We start from the raw sequence: 16,230 nt of genomic DNA, 5'->3' as shown, positions 1-16,230 counted from the left end.
TTTATGCTAACAATTACAACCATAACAAGAATATTAAATTGACTTTTGACAGATAGAGAGGAAGATTTTTGTGGCAAGATTTAGTTTTACACAAGACTTAGGAATAGATTTAGGAACAGCAAATACATTGGTTTATATTAAAGGAAAAGGAATCGTAGTTAGAGAACCTTCCGTTGTAGCTCGAAATAACTCGACTGGTGATATTGAAGCAGTCGGAAGTGATGCGCGCAACATGATCGGAAGAACACCCGGGAATATATCAGTGATTCGTCCAATGAAAGATGGTGTTATTGCTGATTATGATACTACTGCATCGATGATGAAATATTATATACGATTAGCACAAAAAAATCGCTCTGCTCTTGCTAAGAAACCAAACGTAATGGTATGTGTTCCATCAGGTATTACAATGGTAGAAGAGAGAGCTGTAATTGATGCGACAAAACAAGCAGGGGCAAAAGAAGCATACCCTATTGCGGAACCATTTGCAGCTGCAATTGGAGCTGGATTACCTGTTTGGGAACCAACCGGTAGTATGATTGTTGATATCGGCGGTGGTACGACAGAGGTAGCTATTATCTCCTTGGGTGGGATTGTCACTAGTCAATCGATTCGAACTGCTGGTGACGATATGGATGATGCAATTATCCAATATATCCGTAAAAAATATAGTCTGATGATAGGAGAACGCTCAGCAGAGGCAATCAAGATGGATATTGGTAATGCTGGCAAGCCGGAAGAAAATAGTTCGATGGACATTCGTGGTAGAGATTTATTAACTGGTTTACCAAAAACGATTTCAGTAACTGCTGAAGAAATTGCAAACTCTTTGCGTGATACAGTTGTGGCAATTATTGATGCCGTAAAGAACACACTAGAAAAAACACCACCAGAATTATCTGCCGATGTAATGGACCGTGGTATCGTACTATCCGGTGGTGGTGCATTATTAAAAGGTTTGGACGAAGTAATTAGTGAGGAAACGAAGATGCCTGTCTTTGTGGCAGACCAACCACTTGATAGTGTTGCGATTGGAACCGGTAAAGCACTGGAATATATCGAGCATTTCAAATCTCACCCTAATATTGCTTCTCGTTCATCCATGGATTAAAGAGGGTGTCTATTGATGTCTTTTTTTCGTAGAAAACGGCTCTTCACTATTTTACTTGGTTTTATTATTCTTGTTTCTCTGATAGGCTTTTCCATGCTTGATCGAGATGATCTGTCAGCAGCCGAAGAGTTTCTTCAAGATACGATAGGTTGGTTGCAACAAATTGTTTTAACACCGATTAACTATACGACAAATGTGATTGACAATATAGATGATATGAAAAATGTCTATGAAGAAAATAAAGTATTGAAACAACAATTGGCAACCTACCAACAGACGCTTTATGAAGTCCAAGAACTAAGAAAAGAAAATGATGATTTAATGTCGATATTAGATAAGACCAATAGCCTTAGTGATTATCAACCGATTCAAGCAACAATTACTGCTCGTAGTCCAGAGCAGTGGTTTAAGCTAGTGACGATTAATAAAGGAAAGCAACATGGTGTGGAGAAGGATATGGCGGTTATTACTGGAAAAGGAATGATTGGTAAAATTCAATCAACTTCACAATTTACTTCTACCGTGCTTTTACTAAATGGATTTGATCGATCAAACAGAATTTCGGTAAATGTAAATCTATCTGAGCAAGACGAGGATGCGAGAGGTTTTATCTTAGGTTATAATGAAGATAGAGAACAATTGTTATTAGAATTTACCGATTACTATGAGGGAATATCTGAAGGGGAATATGTTTTTTCTTCAGGATTAGGTGGTGTATTTCCAAAAGGATTGCAAATTGGAACGATTGAAGAAGTGACAACGGACCAATATGGGTTAACACAAATTGCCTATATAAAACCTTCAGCAGATCTCTATGATTTAAATCATGTAATTGTTGTAGATCGGGAAATGCCTACATCTAGAGAGATAGCTCAAGATCCAGAAATAACGGACGAAGAAGATGAAGAAAATGATGATGAAATAGATTTACAAGATGAGGAGGAAGATTAATGTCCCGGTTATATCTTCCGTTACTTCTTTTATTTTTACTTGTTTTACAAGGTATTGTCTTTAACTTTATTCCGAACAATCTTATTCAAGCTGGATGGATGTTTATTGTTCATTGGGTATTTATCTTTCTGGTTTTGTTTACTTTGTTCTATGATTTAGAGGATACCTACTACTCGGTCTTTTTTGCGATTTTATTTGGTCTAATGATTGATGTCGTTTATACAAGCGTAATTGGTGTTTATATGTTTAGTTATGCTATTGTGATTTATTTTGTCCATGGATTGCGAAAAATTCTACATGCGAATTTTTATGTTGCTTTTTTACTATCGATCGTTAGTGTTGGTTTGGTTGATTTTATTATCTACCTAATCTATACATTTATTGGTATTAGTGATATGGGGATGGATACTTATTTTGTTTATCGATTTTTACCAACGATAGCAATTAATTTATTCTCTTTTATTATTCTGCACGTGATGTTTAAAAAGAAATTAGTTCGCTGGTCTAATCAACGTTTTGATGTAAAAAGCTCCACATAATTATAATTATAGATATGAATTTTTTTTGGTGCAAATAGATTGAAAATGGGGGGGAGCGATCGTGGTCACTACCAATCAGTTAATTGTAATTAAAGGGACGCGTCATGGTTTAACTTTATATCTCGATGATAGTTGTTCTTTTCACGATTTATATGTTGAACTAGATCGAGCGCTGTCTACCGATTATATGGATACGGAAGACTCGATGATTACCGTAACAGTTCAGTTAGGTAATCGTTATTTACATAAAGAACAAAAAGATAAATTACGTGATTTAATCCGAAGTAAACACAAATTGGTTGTTCAATCAATGGAATCAAATGTTGTCTCTAAACAGGATGCGCTGCAATGGAAGGAAGATAGCGAGGTTCAAGTTCGAACAAAAACAGTGCGCTCTGGTCAGGTTCTTGAAGTAACTGGTGATTTATTGTTGATTGGCGATGTGAACCCTGGTGGAAAAGTAATTGCGACAGGCAATGTTTTTGTACTAGGAAATTTGCGAGGTATTGCACACGCAGGGGTTGAAGGGAATACTGCCGCTGTTATTGTTGCTTCTTATATGGATCCTGTGCAATTAAGAATTGCTGATTTTCTTAGTCGGGCCCCTGATTATGAATCAGCAGGTGTTTATATGGAGTGTGGCTATATTGATGAAAGTAAGAAAATCGTAATCGATCGTTTACAAGTGCTAACGAAAATAAGGCCAGAATTAAGTGGGTTTGGAAGGAGTGTTTTGAATGGCTGAGGCAATCGTAATTACTTCCGGAAAAGGTGGAGTTGGGAAGACAACTACTTCTGCAAATTTAGGAACAGCACTAGCGCTAATGGATAAAAAAGTTTGCTTAATGGACACGGACATTGGTCTTCGTAATCTCGATGTCGTAATGGGACTTGAAAACAGAATTATTTACGATATTATTGATGTGGCGCAAAAAAGGTGTAAATTAAAACAAGCACTAATTAAAGATAAACGATTTGATTGTTTATATTTACTGCCAGCAGCGCAGACAAGTGATAAAAATGATTTATCACCAGAGGCTATGGTGGAGATGATCGCAGAACTTAAGCAGCAATTTGAGTATATTATTATTGATTGCCCAGCTGGAATTGAGCAAGGGTACAAAAATGCTGTTGCGGGTGCGGACAAGGCTATTGTCGTTACTACACCAGAAAAATCTAGTGTTCGAGATGCCGATCGTATTATTGGTTTGTTAGAAAAAGAGAATATTGAGTCTCCAAATCTAGTAATCAATCGAATTAGAAATCATATGATGAAAACAGGAGATATGCTTGCGATTGATGAAATCGTACAAATTCTATCAATCGATTTACTGGGTATTGTTGCTGATGATGATGAAGTAATTAAAGGATCGAATCATGGAGAACCTGTTGCATTTCAACCAAACACAAGAGCATCGATCGCATATCGTAACATTGCTCGACGAATTTTAGGTGAGTCTGTTCCATTGATGTCATTTGAAGAAGAAAAAGGCGTTTTTTACAAAGTGAGAAAATTCTTCGGAATGAGACAATCATAGTATAATAAAAAAGAGTATGAACGGATTTTTGTTCATACTCTTTTTTTTTATCTTATCGTATTGTAAATGGCAAGGCTTTTTTTAGTATATATCGATTAATATACTAGAGGTTAAGAGGGCTTATCCTTTAAGAAAAATCTGTTTGTAGTATTATAATAACTGTATATATCGAGATATTCAATAGAAACACATTATTGGAATTTTTGATCATTTCAAAAAAGGAGTGGGAAAATGGGATTATTCAGATATTTATTCTCGAAGTATAAGCACGAGATCTTTACAACATTTGATGACGCAACTTATTATCGGATTGTTAATTCTCTTCAAACAAATGATATTCCTCACCAAACTAACATAAGGAGAGGAGGAGGAATGTCGCGCTCCTATGTACAAGAGCACCGGCTCAATATACACTGTATGTGCAAGAAAAAGATAAAGTGAAACTTCAATCAGTTGGGATTTTTAGGTATTCCCCCACTGATTGTTAGCCCTAAAGGATGACCTAAAGGCCTTTGAACCATTCGGGGTGCTAGCGTCCGTTACTCCACTTAAACAACTTGATATTCTCGTTGTTTTGAAGTGGTAGTCTTACGGACGGTTGCTCCGGGATAAAAACCGAGCATTACAAGCGATACATGATAGATAGGGGTGAAAGTAGTGAAGTATGATGTGATTGTTATTGGTGCAGGAACGATGGGTTTAGCAACAGGATATTATTTAGCAAAACAGAATGCTCGTGTCTTAATGATTGATGCTAATGACCCACCGCATCAAGAGGGAAGTCATGGCGGTGATACCCGGCTTATTCGACATGCTTATGGAGAAGGTAGGGCATATACGCCATTGGCATCAAGATCGCAAAAACTTTGGGATGAGTTGCAAAAGAATAGTGAAGAACCTATTTTTAAGAAAACAGGAATAGTAAGTTTTGCTAATGAACAATCTGCATTTATCAATGAGATTAAGCAAAGTGCCAAACAATATGATTTACCATTAACAATGTATGATCAAGAAGGTCTTCAAGAGCAGTTCCCTGGCTTAAACTTTCCAACAAAAGAAACACATGTAGGGTGTTTTGAATCGGAGTCTGGTGTCCTCTTTGTTGATCATTGTTTGAAAACTTATCGAAGGTTAGCTCTGGAAGAGGAAGCAGAACTATTAGTTAATAATCAGGTAATAGACTTGGTTATTGATCAAGATACGGTATGTGTAGTAACGAAAGACGGACAGCACACAGGGAAACAGGTTGTCATTGCTACAGGTGCGTGGCAAGCTCAGTGGTTTGAAAAATTAAAATTAGAAGTGAAAATTACACCGAAACGACAGGTGTTCGGTTGGTTTGAAGCAGATCCGACTTTGTTCGATGCTAGTGTCTTTCCTGGTTTCACTGCCGAAACCAAAGAAGGCCTTTTTTACGGTTTTCCTAGTATAGATGGAAGTGGTGTCAAGGTAGGTCGCCATGATTATGGTGAACCTGTTGATCCGAATTCATTTGAGCGTGACTTCGCTTATAACTCGGAAGACGAACGAGTGTTACGATCTTTTCTAGAAAAATGGATGCCCAAAGCTGCAGGGCAAATTAAAAAAGGAAAAACCTGCCTATATACGATGACAACCGATGAAGATTTTATTATTGACCAACACCCTGACCATAAACAAGTATGGTTAGCAGCTGGTTTCTCCGGCCACGGTTTTAAGTTTGCTAGTGGAATTGGTGAGAGTTTGGCTGATCGGGTGATGAATAAAGAGAGTCCGATTGATCTGTCTATGTTTAAGCTAAATCGTTTTAGTAACGTCACGAAAGGGAAGTAAAGTTTTCTAATTTGAGCTTAATTGGTTTGTCTTTTTTTACACAGTATTTCATCTTCATATTTGTGACGACAACTTCATAGACTTGTACAAATAGCTAACGAAGGATTGTGACGAGAATGAAAAGAGATATTGAACAGATACGAAGAGATATCGCGAAACGTAAACAACAGCGAGGGATAAAGTCAACCAAACAATCAAATTATATTGGTAGTGATTTTGTTCAAGATGAAGAACGACATGGATATATATCGCCCTCTTCATTTTCAAGTAAATCGATTGAAAAATCATCATCAGAAAATGTAAAAGTTCCTAGCTTTATTTTAAAATCCATTTTGGCAGGTGTACTATTTTTCTCTGTAGCGATTACGATGCAGTGGGATGCCAATTGGTTAACGAAACCGAAAGAATGGACAACTACTGCTTTAACAGAGGATTTTCCTTTTGCAACCGTAAACTTGTGGTATCAAGAACAATTCGGTGCACCGTTTGGTTTCTTATCTTCTCCTGCAGATGTAGCGAATATGGATGAAAGATCTGTGCCCGTTAATGGCGTAATAAGTCAGCCTTTTCATGCAAATGGTAAGGGTGTATGGATAGCAACGGAAGATCAATCAGATGTTTATGCTGTAGAGCAAGGCACGGTGTTATTTGCGGGGAACGATCGAGAAACGAATAAAACGGTTATTATTCAACATCCAGATAGAAGCAAAACCATTTATGGGAACCTAAGTGAAATTAATGTAAATCCTTATCAATTTGTTCAAGCCAACCAAGTGATCGCTACATTTGAGCCGACAGAAGATAATTATGGGGGAGTTTATTTTGCGATACAAAAGAAAAATGAATATATTGATCCTGTTCAGGTGATTCAAGTTGACGAAAGTTCGTGAATTATTAAGAAAGATACACATTCATCCAACACTAGGCTTTAGTATGGTTGTAGCGATTCTAACTGGCACATTTACTGAAATGTGCATTATTTTTTTCATTGTAAGCTTTCACGAGTTTGGACATTGGTTTGCTGCTACGTATTTTGGTTGGCGAGTTCGAAAAATTGTATTTTGGATGTTCGGTGGGGTGATGGAAACCGAAGAATATGGAAGTAAACCAATTCGTGAGGAAATGATTATTACAATTGCTGGCCCTTTTCAACATTTCGTAATGTACATAATGATTTTTATTGCTGAGTATTATCATATGCTCCCAAAAGAAGTTTTAGCTATGGCTTATCAATACAATACGACAATCTTATTATTTAATTTGCTACCGATCTGGCCGTTAGATGGTGGGAAATTAGCTGGTTTAGTGTTGGCTAAATTTCTTCCCTTTCGAAAAGCGCATAGTTATGCTATTCTTACTTCAATCGGATTTATTTTTTTCATAGCTTCTCTACTTATTGGGGTTCATCAATTTGTTTTGAGTACATTAATTTTATTCTTTTTTCTCCTTTGGGAAAATCGTGTCGAGTGGAAACAACGTTTTTATGTTTTTTTGCGTTTCCTAATGAAACGAGCAGAGGATCCCCCTTCAGCGGATCATAAATTGATGCCATTAATGGTAGATGAAAATATGAAATTGATTGATTTATTTGCTCATTTTTATCGAAGTTATCAGCACTTAATCTTTATCAAAAATGACCGATCCATCGTAAATGAAGCCAATTGTCTTCATGTATATTTTACATTAAAAAATCATCATGCTACTGTAAAAGAAGTAAGTGAACAGGAAAAGAAATGAGGATAACTAGTGATTTCATTATACATCTTAACAAAAGCAACCGAAAAGATTGGACTTGCAGTTGCGGATCAGAAGATTCGTGAACTCGTGATAGATCGTCCGGAAGCGCCACAACTAATAGGCTCGATATTTTTAGGGAAAGTGGTAAAAGTCGACAAAGGTTTGCAAGCTGCGTTTGTGGATATTGGATCAGATAAGCACGCATATCTCGAGCGAAAAGAACTGCCGGAAGCGAGAAGAGATCCCAAAAAACGTATGGAATCACTAATTACAGAAGGACAGTCGTTGATTGTCCAAGTAATGAAAGATGCCTATGATCATAAAGGAGCGCGTTTAACTGCGAATATTACCTTGCCTAGCCAATCTTTAGTTTATTTACCAAAAGGTCAATATTTTGCTACTTCTAGAAAAATACCTGAACAGTTAGCAAAAGAAAGGAAAGAAAATTTACGTCAAATTAGCCAGGAGGAAGAAGGAGTGATCATTCGAACTTCCGCGCTTCAAGAATCCGATGAACAATTGGAAAACACCTACATTCGTTTACGAAAATGGTGGTATTCATTAATGGAAAAAAGCAAGCATTGCACAGCACCTAGTTGTATATGGAAAGATGATGCCGTTACAGACCGGTTTATTCGCAGTTTTTCTCATGAACAGTTAACTGAAATCTATTTTGAAGATGTAGCTACTTTGAATGATGTAAAAGATCGTTTTCCTGAATTAGAGCCGAAAATGCAGTGGGATAAAACCATCATCAATCAGTTACCAAAATCCATTGACCAATTGTATCAAGAAATACTGGACCCTATTGTGATAGGGAAACATGGAATTACTCTTTCCATCGAACATACAGAAGCACTAACAGTAATCGACGTGAATTCTGCGGGGTACTCTAGTAAACGAGTACATGGAAATACTCAGTTACAGGTGAATCTAGCTGCAATACCAGCAATCACGGACCAGGTACGGTTACGTAATATCTCTGGAATGATTTTGATTGATTTCTTGAAAATGAAAAATACCGATGACCAAAAGAAAGTATTACAGAAATTGAACAAAGAATTGTTGTCTGATCGCGTTCGAACTGAAGTATATGGCTTTACCAAGTTAGGGTTGGTAGAAGTAACGAGAAAAAGGGAGGCACCATTACATAGTAGCCTTATTCGTGATGCTACACAAAAAAGATCTTTGTCTCTATCGAAGGAAAGTCAGCTATATCAATTAGAGCGGTTGATACTTAGTTATCAACAGATGAATACAGAGTCAATTATCATTGAAGTGAACCCTACCTTGTACCGACTATGGCAGGAGATGATTAATGTTGAACAGCTTAGTTCACACGTAAGACAAGACATCTATTTTGTATTAACAAAAGGTGTTGCACATTTTTCCGAAAAATTGATTGGTTCTACACAGCTGATAGCTGATTATCTAGCAGAAAAACCGAAACAAGTGATTGACAAGGTGATCTAGCTCATGATAATATTAGTACGTTATGCAAGAAAGTAGCACCTGTTGCTACAACCGCACAGAACAGGTTATCGATAGTAAGTTAGCAAATGCTAACACCTGCGATGGCGAGTCTGAGTTATTTAAAGGAGGTGCATGGGATGTACGCAATTATTGAAACTGGTGGTAAGCAAGTGAAGGTGGAAGAAGGTCAAGAAATCTATATTGAGAAATTGGCTGGAGAAGCTGGAGATGCGGTTACTTTTGACAAAGTCCTTTTTGTAAGTGGTGATGACGTTAAAGTTGGAGCTCCATACGTGGAAGGTGCTTCTGTTTCGGCTAAAGTTGAAAAACAAGGCCGTCAGAAAAAAGTAACAATCTACAAATTCAAACCGAAAAAGAATTACCATCGTAAACAAGGTCACCGTCAGCCATATACAAAAGTTACGATTGAAAAAATCAATGCGTAAGGTTGACTAACTATGATTCAAGTTACGATTTATCGTAAAAAAAACGGAAATATTACTGCTTTTGAGCTGAGTGGACATGCTGAAAGTGGGCCGAAGGGGCATGATTTAGTTTGTGCCGCTGTTTCAGCCGTATCTTTTGGAATGGTCAATGCAGTGATAAAGCTTTGTGAGATTGAGCCAATAGTTGACCAAGGTGGCGCAGGTGGTTATTTAGCTGTGACATTGCCGGATGAGTTAACAGAAGAACAAGCGAATCAAGCTGAACTTCTACTCGAAGGAATGTGCGTCTCGTTAGAAACGATCGAGCGTGATTATGGTCAATATATATCCATCTCTGAAAAATAAGGAGGTGCAAACCGATGCTACGTTTAGACTTACAGTTTTTCGCTTCAAAAAAGGGTGTAGGTAGTTCAAAAAACGGTCGTGATTCAGAATCAAAACGTCTTGGCGCAAAGCGTGCTGACGGACAAGAGGTTACTGGAGGTTCGATCCTTTATCGCCAACGCGGAACGAAAATCTACCCAGGCACAAACGTTGGTCGTGGTGGAGATGATACTCTATACGCAAAAACAGATGGTATCGTTCGCTTTGAACGTGTGGGACGTAACCGCAAAAAAGTGAGCGTTTATCCAGTTGCTCAAGAAGCATAATGACACAAAAGACTCTAGCCTATTGAATTGGGTTAGGGTCTTTTTTTGTAGTCTAGGAGATGATAAAATTTCGTTAGTTGGGGATGGTTTTTTGGAACAGAATTCAGCTACGTTCTTCTCCGAGCTAAAGACAAGGCAACATCACGAAGCAATCTGCGATAAGTCATCATCGGTTTGAAAGCAAAATGAGATTCCTTTATCTTCGTTGATTCACGCTAGTTGCTACGTTATTAACCGATGCTCTATCCTTTTGTTCCAGGTTAAGAAAGTTTTTTAAAAAAAGTTATATAGCGATATTTTTAGGTATTAGTATTATCGTTAAATAGATGCAACAAATTTCTAGCATAACGGTGGGGTCACGCTATAGCGTGACATGACAAGCGGTAGCTTGTCACCATCAGCCCCTTACAAACGATAGCATCTTATTGTTTTTTAAAAGGACCGGTTGGTTTTTCCTTATGATAATTGATATTCGTTCAAACCTTATCGAAAAAACACCACTTTTGATTGATTCTTTGCAATAGCGGAATATTAGTAACAGAATATGCTTTAATATCGTCTAACTTTCATACTAATTTTTTTTTTGCTATAATTTTCATAATCAGAAAAATCAGGGGGACTATTGGATGAAAGAGGAAGAAGTTGTAAAAATATTGCGTCATTATCGCCATGATTGTTTTAATGACATACAAGTAGTTATGGGTTACGCACAAATGGGTAAACTAGACAAAGTGCAAAATAAACTTACTGAAATAGCGGAAAGAATGGCTAAAGAACAAAAATTACAGAATACCCCACTTCCTAAAACGGTTGTCGCCATTTTACAAGTGAAGTTCAACTACAACCAGTTTCAATTGCAAACTTCGGTTATTATTCAGGATAATGCTAGTATTCAACAAGATGATCAGAAATTAGCTAAGCAAATCGAGCAAATCTTTACATTTTTTTCTGAACATGCCATGAATTTAGTACTTTATCATGGTACAATAAAGATTCAACAATTAAATAGACAGGAGCTTAAACTTACGATTGATTTATCGAATGGATTCGATCAACCAGATGAACTAATCGAGAAGTTGAAGCAAATTGATGAGAAAATAGAGATAAGCAACCCTGATCCAGAGAAATTTCAAGTTGGATGGGTTGCCAAATAAAGAGGTGACAATATGTTTGTCGATCAGGTCAAAGTATATGTTAAAGGTGGCGATGGAGGTAACGGGTTAGCTTCGTTTCGCCGTGAAAAATATGTTCCATTAGGTGGACCTTCTGGTGGTGATGGCGGAAATGGTTCGGATGTTGTATTTGAAGTGGATGAAGGTTTGAATACATTAATGGATTTTCGTTATCAACGTCATTTTAAAGCGAAGCGTGGAGAGAACGGAATGAGCAAAGGAATGCATGGGAAAAATGCAGAACCGATGGTATTATCAGTACCTCCAGGCACAACGGTTAAAGATGATGCAACAGGTGAAGTTCTAGCAGACTTAACAGAACATGGTCAACGTGCAGTTATTGCTAAAGGGGGGCGTGGAGGTCGTGGTAATACACGTTTTGCTACTGCTAAAAATCCAGCTCCTGAAATAGCAGAAAATGGAGAACCTGGTATTGAGCGTGATATTATCATTGAGTTGAAACTGATAGCGGATGTTGGTCTAGTAGGGTTTCCTAGTGTAGGTAAATCAACCCTATTGTCGGTAGTTAGTGCAGCTCGACCCAAAATTGCTGATTATCACTTTACTACACTTGCTCCGAACTTAGGTATGGTTGAAACAGAAGATAACCGGAGTTTTGTTATGGCAGATTTACCAGGATTGATTGAAGGTGCTCATGAAGGTGTGGGGCTAGGTCATCAATTCCTTCGTCATGTAGAGCGAACGCGCGTAGTGGTACATGTAATAGATATGGCTGGTACAGAAGGAAGAGATCCTTATCAGGATTTTCTAACCATTAATGAAGAATTAAGAGCGTACGATTCAACCTTATTGGAGCGACCTCAGATTATTGCAGCCAATAAAATGGACATTCCTGAAGCAAAAGAAAACCTAGCTCAGTTTGAAAGTCAGTTGGAGAAAAAGTACCCTATCTATCCAATTTCAACGGTTATGAGAATGGGACTTCGTGACTTACTATTTGCGGTTGCCGATCAGTTAGCATTAATTCCAAAGATGTCAAAACCGTTAGAAGAAGCGCCAGAAAGAATTGTATATCGACATCAACCAGAAGAAGCTGCTTTTCAGATTACCCGAGATCCAGATGGAGCTTATGTCTTATATGGTGCAAAAATTGAGAAACTCTTCAAGATGACGGATTTTTCAAGAGATGAATCTGTTCAGCGTTTTGCTCGACAAATGCGAGGAATGGGTGTTGATGAAGCACTTCGTGAAAAAGGGGCTAAACATGGAGATACAGTGCGGCTAGTTGATTATGAATTTGAATTTGTAGAATAAAGAGAAATCTCGGTACAGTAACATTCAGGCTTCCCGCATCGACTGCTAGTCTCAAAGGATAATCAAAAGGCTTTCGAACCATTCACTTATCAGTATACTTCCGCTTAAAAAACCTTTGGCTTATTTGGTTTTGAAGTGCGAGTTTTGCTGTTGCTTGAATTATTCAGAGCCTTTTGTGTTACATAAGTATGCGCTCCAAACAAATAGAAAGAAAACAAAGTGTGAGAAAAAAGGGGAGTGTTTTGGATGAAGAAAAATGAAGAGACTTTTTATTTAGTAAGAGGTGATTTTCTTCCAGAGGCAATGCGCAAAACATTGGTAGTAAAAGAATTGCTTGAACGTGGCAAAGTTGAATCGATTTTTGAAGGTGCTAAACAGACAGGATTGTCTAGAAGTGCTTTCTATAAATATCGAGATGCTGTTTTTCCGTTTCAAGCGATGCAACAAACCCGAATCATTACGCTTTTTTTTCATTTAGAAGATCGATCGGGGACATTATCGACCCTTTTGGCTACTGTTGCAGAAGCGGGAGGAAACATTTTAACGATTCACCAAACGATTCCGATTCATGGGAAAGCGAATGTGACAATATCTTTGAATATCGAGAATATAACAGTTGAATTGGATACGTTAATTTCAAGGTTAAAACAGCAAGATTTTATTGATCGAGTGGAAATACTTAGTTCAGGTGCATAGATAAAGGGGGAATGGCGTATGTCATTAGCAGTTGGTTACTTGGGTCCAAAAGGTACATTTACGAAGAAAGCGGTCGATGCTTTATTTGCTGGTGAAAATACAATGAGTTATCAAACGATTCCAGCCTGCATTGATGCAGTTAAGTTTGGGCATGTGAAGTACAGTGTTGTACCATTAGAAAATACGTTAGAAGGTACGGTCAATCTAACTTTGGATTATCTAATTCAAGCAAAAATGCTTAAAATCGTCAGTGAAGTGGTTGTTCCTGTACGCCAACACTTTATGGTTCATCCTGAAAATCTAGTCACTTGGGGTCAGACAGAAACGATCTATTCTCATCCACACGCGTTAGCACAGTGTCACCGATTTTTAAGTAATGATATGAAACGATCAAACCAAGAAACATACACTTCAACAGGAGCAGCGGCAAAATTTGTTAGTGAGCATCCTGAACAGAAGATCGGTGCAATTGCGAACGATTTGGCAGCGGAAGAGTATGGTTTAGAAATTGTTTGTCGTGATATTCATGACTTTGCTAATAACCAAACACGGTTTGTAGTTTTACATAAAAATGATACAGCACTTCGAATCAAGAACTTAAGTCGAAAGGGTTTTAAAACAACATTGATGGTTTCCTTACCAACGGATCACGCTGGGGCACTTCATCAAGTGTTATCTGCTTTTGCTTGGCGTCGCATTAATCTATCAAAAATAGAATCGCGCCCTATGAAAACAAGTCTTGGCCAATATTATTTTTTAATTGATATTGAGCAAAAAATGGATGATATACTCATTCCAAATACAATTGCTGAGATTGAAACATTGGGATGTTCGGTAGAAGTATTAGGTAGTTATCCGTATTATTGGAGTGATGAAATTTAGCGTTTCAAGAGAAGAAGGATTGTTAGAAAGCACCCATCAGAACCTACTGTTATACTAGAAAACTCATTGCACCTATTTAAAGATAAGACACCTAAAAAGCTCAAAAAACTAAAATGTTTAAACATCCATAGCTAGAAAAGAACCCGTATAGATAAATGCGGGTTCTTTCATTTAGTTATTGTTTCATTACGCGTCAAATTATCCTTTAATTGAAGTAGATTATTTGTTGTCGATAATAAATCCTAATTTTTTTAATGATTGATATGCTGCTTCTAATTTTGTTTTGCTTTCTGCTTCAATGGTATGTAAATGAACACCATTGGTCAACTCTAAAAGATAGGGTGCTTTAGTTGATGCTACTTTATCGATGAATTGGTTGACATCATGCCGATCACTAACCATAATCGATGCTTCTAAATCCCCATAAATAGGGTGTTCAATAATGACATTCTTCACAGTGACCCCATGATCAACGATACATTCTAATTCTTGTCTAGTTTCTTCAGGCTCGTGATGACAAGCAATGATTCGTTGCCATTTATTTGATTCTGTTTGATCAGTCATATAAATATATCCCTGACTTGTTGCAACGATTGGTTTGTTTTTTGCTTTTAAAAGCGAAATATCTTGTACAATCACTTGTCTACTTACGCCAGCTTTGTTAGCGAGCTCTCCTCCGGTTATCGGCTCGTTTGCTTTACGCAACCAATCTAGAATAGTCTTTCGTCTTTCTGATCCAGTTAATTTATTTGTCTGACTCATTGTCGAGATCCTCCATCATGTCTTCCACTTGTTAAGTATATTCTCACATATTTCTATCGTTTTTTCCAGATCCTTTTTTGTAGTGGCGTTACCAAGTGAAAGACGAATATAGTTCTTCGCTTTTTCTTTTGGTACCTGCAATGCTGTGATTGTTCTTGCGGGTTCTTGATTTCCGACTGTACATGCGCTTCCTGTAGACAAATATACGCCATTCTGATTAAAGCTGAGCATGGCATAATCACCAGCCATCTCATCGAATAATATCCCGATAATGTGTGGGAGTTGGTTTGGGCTCGTAAAAACTTGTAAAGGAAGCTTTCTTTTCAGCAATTCATTTACAAAAAAAACTCTTAGGTTACGCATGCGGTCTAATTCACTTGTGGATGCATTTATTGCAAGACTAGCAGCAGTAGTAAATGCAGCGATACTAGGAACGTCTATAGTAGCAGATTCAAGTACATCGTACTGATTATTCGCTACCATATTCTTTTTCAAAAAGAATGCTCCAGTTCCTTTCGGTCCATAAACCTTATGACTGCATACTGCATAACTATCTACATGAAGGAGCTTCACATTTGTTAAGATTTTACCAAATGCTTGTACACCATCACTATGAAATCGAATGCCTTGTGTCTGTAACCAAGCCCCAATATCTTCGATTGGTTGAATTGTTCCGATTTCGGGATTCACATGTTGAATAATAACTACACATGTATCTGTTCGAATTGTATCTTGAACATCCTTTAAGTGGATTTCTCCATATTCATTCGGCTTTAAGTAACTTATTTCGTAATCTTCCTGTTCTGCTAACCTATCCAAGTATTTAGAAATGGACGGATGTTCAAAAGGGGTTGTAATAATATGTTTCCCTTTCTGTTTATTTGCTTGTATGAGTGTTTGAATCGCTAATTGATTTGCTGCTGTTCCACTACTCGTAAAATAAATTTCATTTGGTGAGGTATGAAGTAATGTACCAAGACTAGTTCGGCAATAATCCAGTACTTCTTTGGCTTTATTTCCTACATCATGTAAACTATTGGTATTTCCATAAAAGTTGGTTGCTGTTTGTTGATAAACAGCTAAAGCTTGCTTATCCATTGGTGTTGTAGCGGCATAATCTAAGTAGATCATTACTTTTGACCCTCGCAATCTTCGAAAAATTTATCTTTATTGTAAATTAAGTGTT

At 37.4% G+C, this 16,230-nt stretch carries 18 protein-coding genes and 1 other annotated feature; of the genes, 16 read left to right on the top strand and 2 right to left on the bottom strand.

The window, feature by feature from the left end; genetic code table 11:
• Positions 1-70 precede the first annotated feature (70 nt).
• From OWO01_RS04130 to pheA, 16 genes are all read left to right on the top strand, one after another.
• Entirely contained in the window at positions 71-1,111 is a 1,041-nt protein-coding gene (locus OWO01_RS04130; RefSeq protein ID WP_268779168.1) for a rod shape-determining protein, read from the top strand.
• A gap of 15 nt (positions 1,112-1,126) precedes the next feature.
• The gene (gene mreC / locus OWO01_RS04125) at positions 1,127-2,062 is read left to right on the top strand and encodes a rod shape-determining protein MreC (RefSeq protein WP_268779167.1); all 936 of its coding nucleotides are present in this window, start codon (positions 1,127-1,129) and stop codon (positions 2,060-2,062) included.
• The gene (gene mreD / locus OWO01_RS04120; protein WP_268779166.1) at positions 2,062-2,601 is read left to right on the top strand and encodes a rod shape-determining protein MreD; all 540 of its coding nucleotides are present in this window, start codon (positions 2,062-2,064) and stop codon (positions 2,599-2,601) included. Before mreC ends, mreD begins: the two co-directional genes overlap by 1 nt.
• Before the next feature lie 61 nt (positions 2,602-2,662).
• Positions 2,663-3,346, top strand: coding sequence for a septum site-determining protein MinC (minC, locus tag OWO01_RS04115; RefSeq protein ID WP_268779165.1), 684 nt, complete (start codon positions 2,663-2,665; stop codon positions 3,344-3,346).
• Positions 3,339-4,139 (top strand): septum site-determining protein MinD, encoded by an 801-nt coding sequence (gene minD, locus OWO01_RS04110; protein ID WP_268779164.1) that lies wholly within the window; start codon positions 3,339-3,341, stop codon positions 4,137-4,139. Before minC ends, minD begins: the two co-directional genes overlap by 8 nt.
• A 657-nt stretch (positions 4,140-4,796) precedes the next feature.
• Positions 4,797-5,951 carry an N-methyl-L-tryptophan oxidase gene (solA, locus tag OWO01_RS04105; protein ID WP_268779163.1) on the top strand — a complete coding sequence of 385 codons (1,155 nt, stop codon included), beginning with the start codon at positions 4,797-4,799 and terminating at the stop codon, positions 5,949-5,951.
• Positions 5,952-6,067: 116 nt separating this feature from the next.
• Positions 6,068-6,841 carry a M23 family metallopeptidase gene (locus tag OWO01_RS04100; RefSeq protein ID WP_268779162.1) on the top strand — a complete coding sequence of 258 codons (774 nt, stop codon included), beginning with the start codon at positions 6,068-6,070 and terminating at the stop codon, positions 6,839-6,841.
• On the top strand, positions 6,825-7,688 hold the full coding sequence (locus OWO01_RS04095; RefSeq protein ID WP_268779161.1) for a M50 family metallopeptidase: 864 nt from the start codon (positions 6,825-6,827) through the stop codon (positions 7,686-7,688). Before OWO01_RS04100 ends, OWO01_RS04095 begins: the two co-directional genes overlap by 17 nt.
• A gap of 9 nt (positions 7,689-7,697) precedes the next feature.
• Positions 7,698-9,161: a ribonuclease E/G gene (locus OWO01_RS04090; protein WP_268779160.1), complete on the top strand. Its 1,464-nt coding sequence runs from the start codon at positions 7,698-7,700 to the stop codon at positions 9,159-9,161.
• Between the two features lie 39 nt (positions 9,162-9,200).
• Positions 9,201-9,283, top strand: a sequence feature (ribosomal protein L21 leader region).
• A gap of 15 nt (positions 9,284-9,298) precedes the next feature.
• On the top strand, positions 9,299-9,607 hold the full coding sequence (gene rplU / locus OWO01_RS04085) for a 50S ribosomal protein L21 (protein WP_268779159.1): 309 nt from the start codon (positions 9,299-9,301) through the stop codon (positions 9,605-9,607).
• 12 nt (positions 9,608-9,619) lie between these two features.
• Positions 9,620-9,952: a ribosomal-processing cysteine protease Prp gene (locus OWO01_RS04080; protein WP_268779158.1), complete on the top strand. Its 333-nt coding sequence runs from the start codon at positions 9,620-9,622 to the stop codon at positions 9,950-9,952.
• 14 nt (positions 9,953-9,966) lie between these two features.
• A complete protein-coding gene (gene rpmA / locus OWO01_RS04075) occupies positions 9,967-10,257 on the top strand; it encodes a 50S ribosomal protein L27 (protein WP_268779157.1) in 291 nt (96 codons plus the stop codon).
• Positions 10,258-10,883: 626 nt separating this feature from the next.
• Complete coding sequence (locus OWO01_RS04070) at positions 10,884-11,411, top strand: Spo0B domain-containing protein (protein ID WP_268779156.1); 528 nt, start codon at positions 10,884-10,886, stop codon at positions 11,409-11,411.
• 12 nt (positions 11,412-11,423) lie between these two features.
• Positions 11,424-12,704: a GTPase ObgE gene (obgE, locus tag OWO01_RS04065; RefSeq protein WP_268779155.1), complete on the top strand. Its 1,281-nt coding sequence runs from the start codon at positions 11,424-11,426 to the stop codon at positions 12,702-12,704.
• 246 nt (positions 12,705-12,950) lie between these two features.
• Positions 12,951-13,400 carry an ACT domain-containing protein gene (locus tag OWO01_RS04060; protein WP_268779154.1) on the top strand — a complete coding sequence of 150 codons (450 nt, stop codon included), beginning with the start codon at positions 12,951-12,953 and terminating at the stop codon, positions 13,398-13,400.
• Between the two features lie 18 nt (positions 13,401-13,418).
• Positions 13,419-14,282 (top strand): prephenate dehydratase, encoded by an 864-nt coding sequence (pheA, locus tag OWO01_RS04055; RefSeq protein ID WP_268779153.1) that lies wholly within the window; start codon positions 13,419-13,421, stop codon positions 14,280-14,282.
• 219 nt (positions 14,283-14,501) lie between these two features.
• Here pheA and OWO01_RS04050 read toward each other — a convergent pair whose 3' ends face one another.
• On the bottom strand, positions 14,502-15,044 hold the full coding sequence (locus OWO01_RS04050; RefSeq protein ID WP_268779152.1) for a transcription repressor NadR: 543 nt from the start codon (positions 15,042-15,044) through the stop codon (positions 14,502-14,504).
• A gap of 15 nt (positions 15,045-15,059) precedes the next feature.
• Positions 15,060-16,175 carry an IscS subfamily cysteine desulfurase gene (locus tag OWO01_RS04045; RefSeq protein WP_268779151.1) on the bottom strand — a complete coding sequence of 372 codons (1,116 nt, stop codon included), beginning with the start codon at positions 16,173-16,175 and terminating at the stop codon, positions 15,060-15,062.
• Positions 16,176-16,230 lie beyond the last annotated feature (55 nt).

It is taken from the genome of Natronobacillus azotifigens, assembly GCF_026805325.1.
Lineage (GTDB): Bacteria > Bacillota > Bacilli > Bacillales > Amphibacillaceae > Natronobacillus > Natronobacillus azotifigens.
Note: the sequence above shows the minus strand (reverse complement) of the source record. Positions and strands in the feature narration are given on the sequence as shown.

What these genes read in the sequence shown, in the direction of transcription:
- rpmA (WP_268779157.1), top strand. Translation starts at nt 9,967, where the DNA reads ATGCTACGTTTAGACTTACAGTTTTTCGCTTCAAAAAAGGGTGTAGGT.
- OWO01_RS04060 (WP_268779154.1), top strand. Translation starts at nt 12,951, where the DNA reads ATGAAGAAAAATGAAGAGACTTTTTATTTAGTAAGAGGTGATTTTCTT.
- OWO01_RS04050 (WP_268779152.1), bottom strand. Translation starts at nt 15,044, where the DNA reads ATGAGTCAGACAAATAAATTAACTGGATCAGAAAGACGAAAGACTATT.
- mreD (WP_268779166.1), top strand. Translation starts at nt 2,062, where the DNA reads ATGTCCCGGTTATATCTTCCGTTACTTCTTTTATTTTTACTTGTTTTA.
- rplU (WP_268779159.1), top strand. Translation starts at nt 9,299, where the DNA reads ATGTACGCAATTATTGAAACTGGTGGTAAGCAAGTGAAGGTGGAAGAA.
- mreC (WP_268779167.1), top strand. Translation starts at nt 1,127, where the DNA reads ATGTCTTTTTTTCGTAGAAAACGGCTCTTCACTATTTTACTTGGTTTT.
- obgE (WP_268779155.1), top strand. Translation starts at nt 11,424, where the DNA reads ATGTTTGTCGATCAGGTCAAAGTATATGTTAAAGGTGGCGATGGAGGT.
- OWO01_RS04070 (WP_268779156.1), top strand. Translation starts at nt 10,884, where the DNA reads ATGAAAGAGGAAGAAGTTGTAAAAATATTGCGTCATTATCGCCATGAT.
- pheA (WP_268779153.1), top strand. Translation starts at nt 13,419, where the DNA reads ATGTCATTAGCAGTTGGTTACTTGGGTCCAAAAGGTACATTTACGAAG.
- OWO01_RS04100 (WP_268779162.1), top strand. Translation starts at nt 6,068, where the DNA reads ATGAAAAGAGATATTGAACAGATACGAAGAGATATCGCGAAACGTAAA.
- OWO01_RS04080 (WP_268779158.1), top strand. Translation starts at nt 9,620, where the DNA reads ATGATTCAAGTTACGATTTATCGTAAAAAAAACGGAAATATTACTGCT.
- minD (WP_268779164.1), top strand. Translation starts at nt 3,339, where the DNA reads ATGGCTGAGGCAATCGTAATTACTTCCGGAAAAGGTGGAGTTGGGAAG.
- OWO01_RS04045 (WP_268779151.1), bottom strand. Translation starts at nt 16,175, where the DNA reads ATGATCTACTTAGATTATGCCGCTACAACACCAATGGATAAGCAAGCT.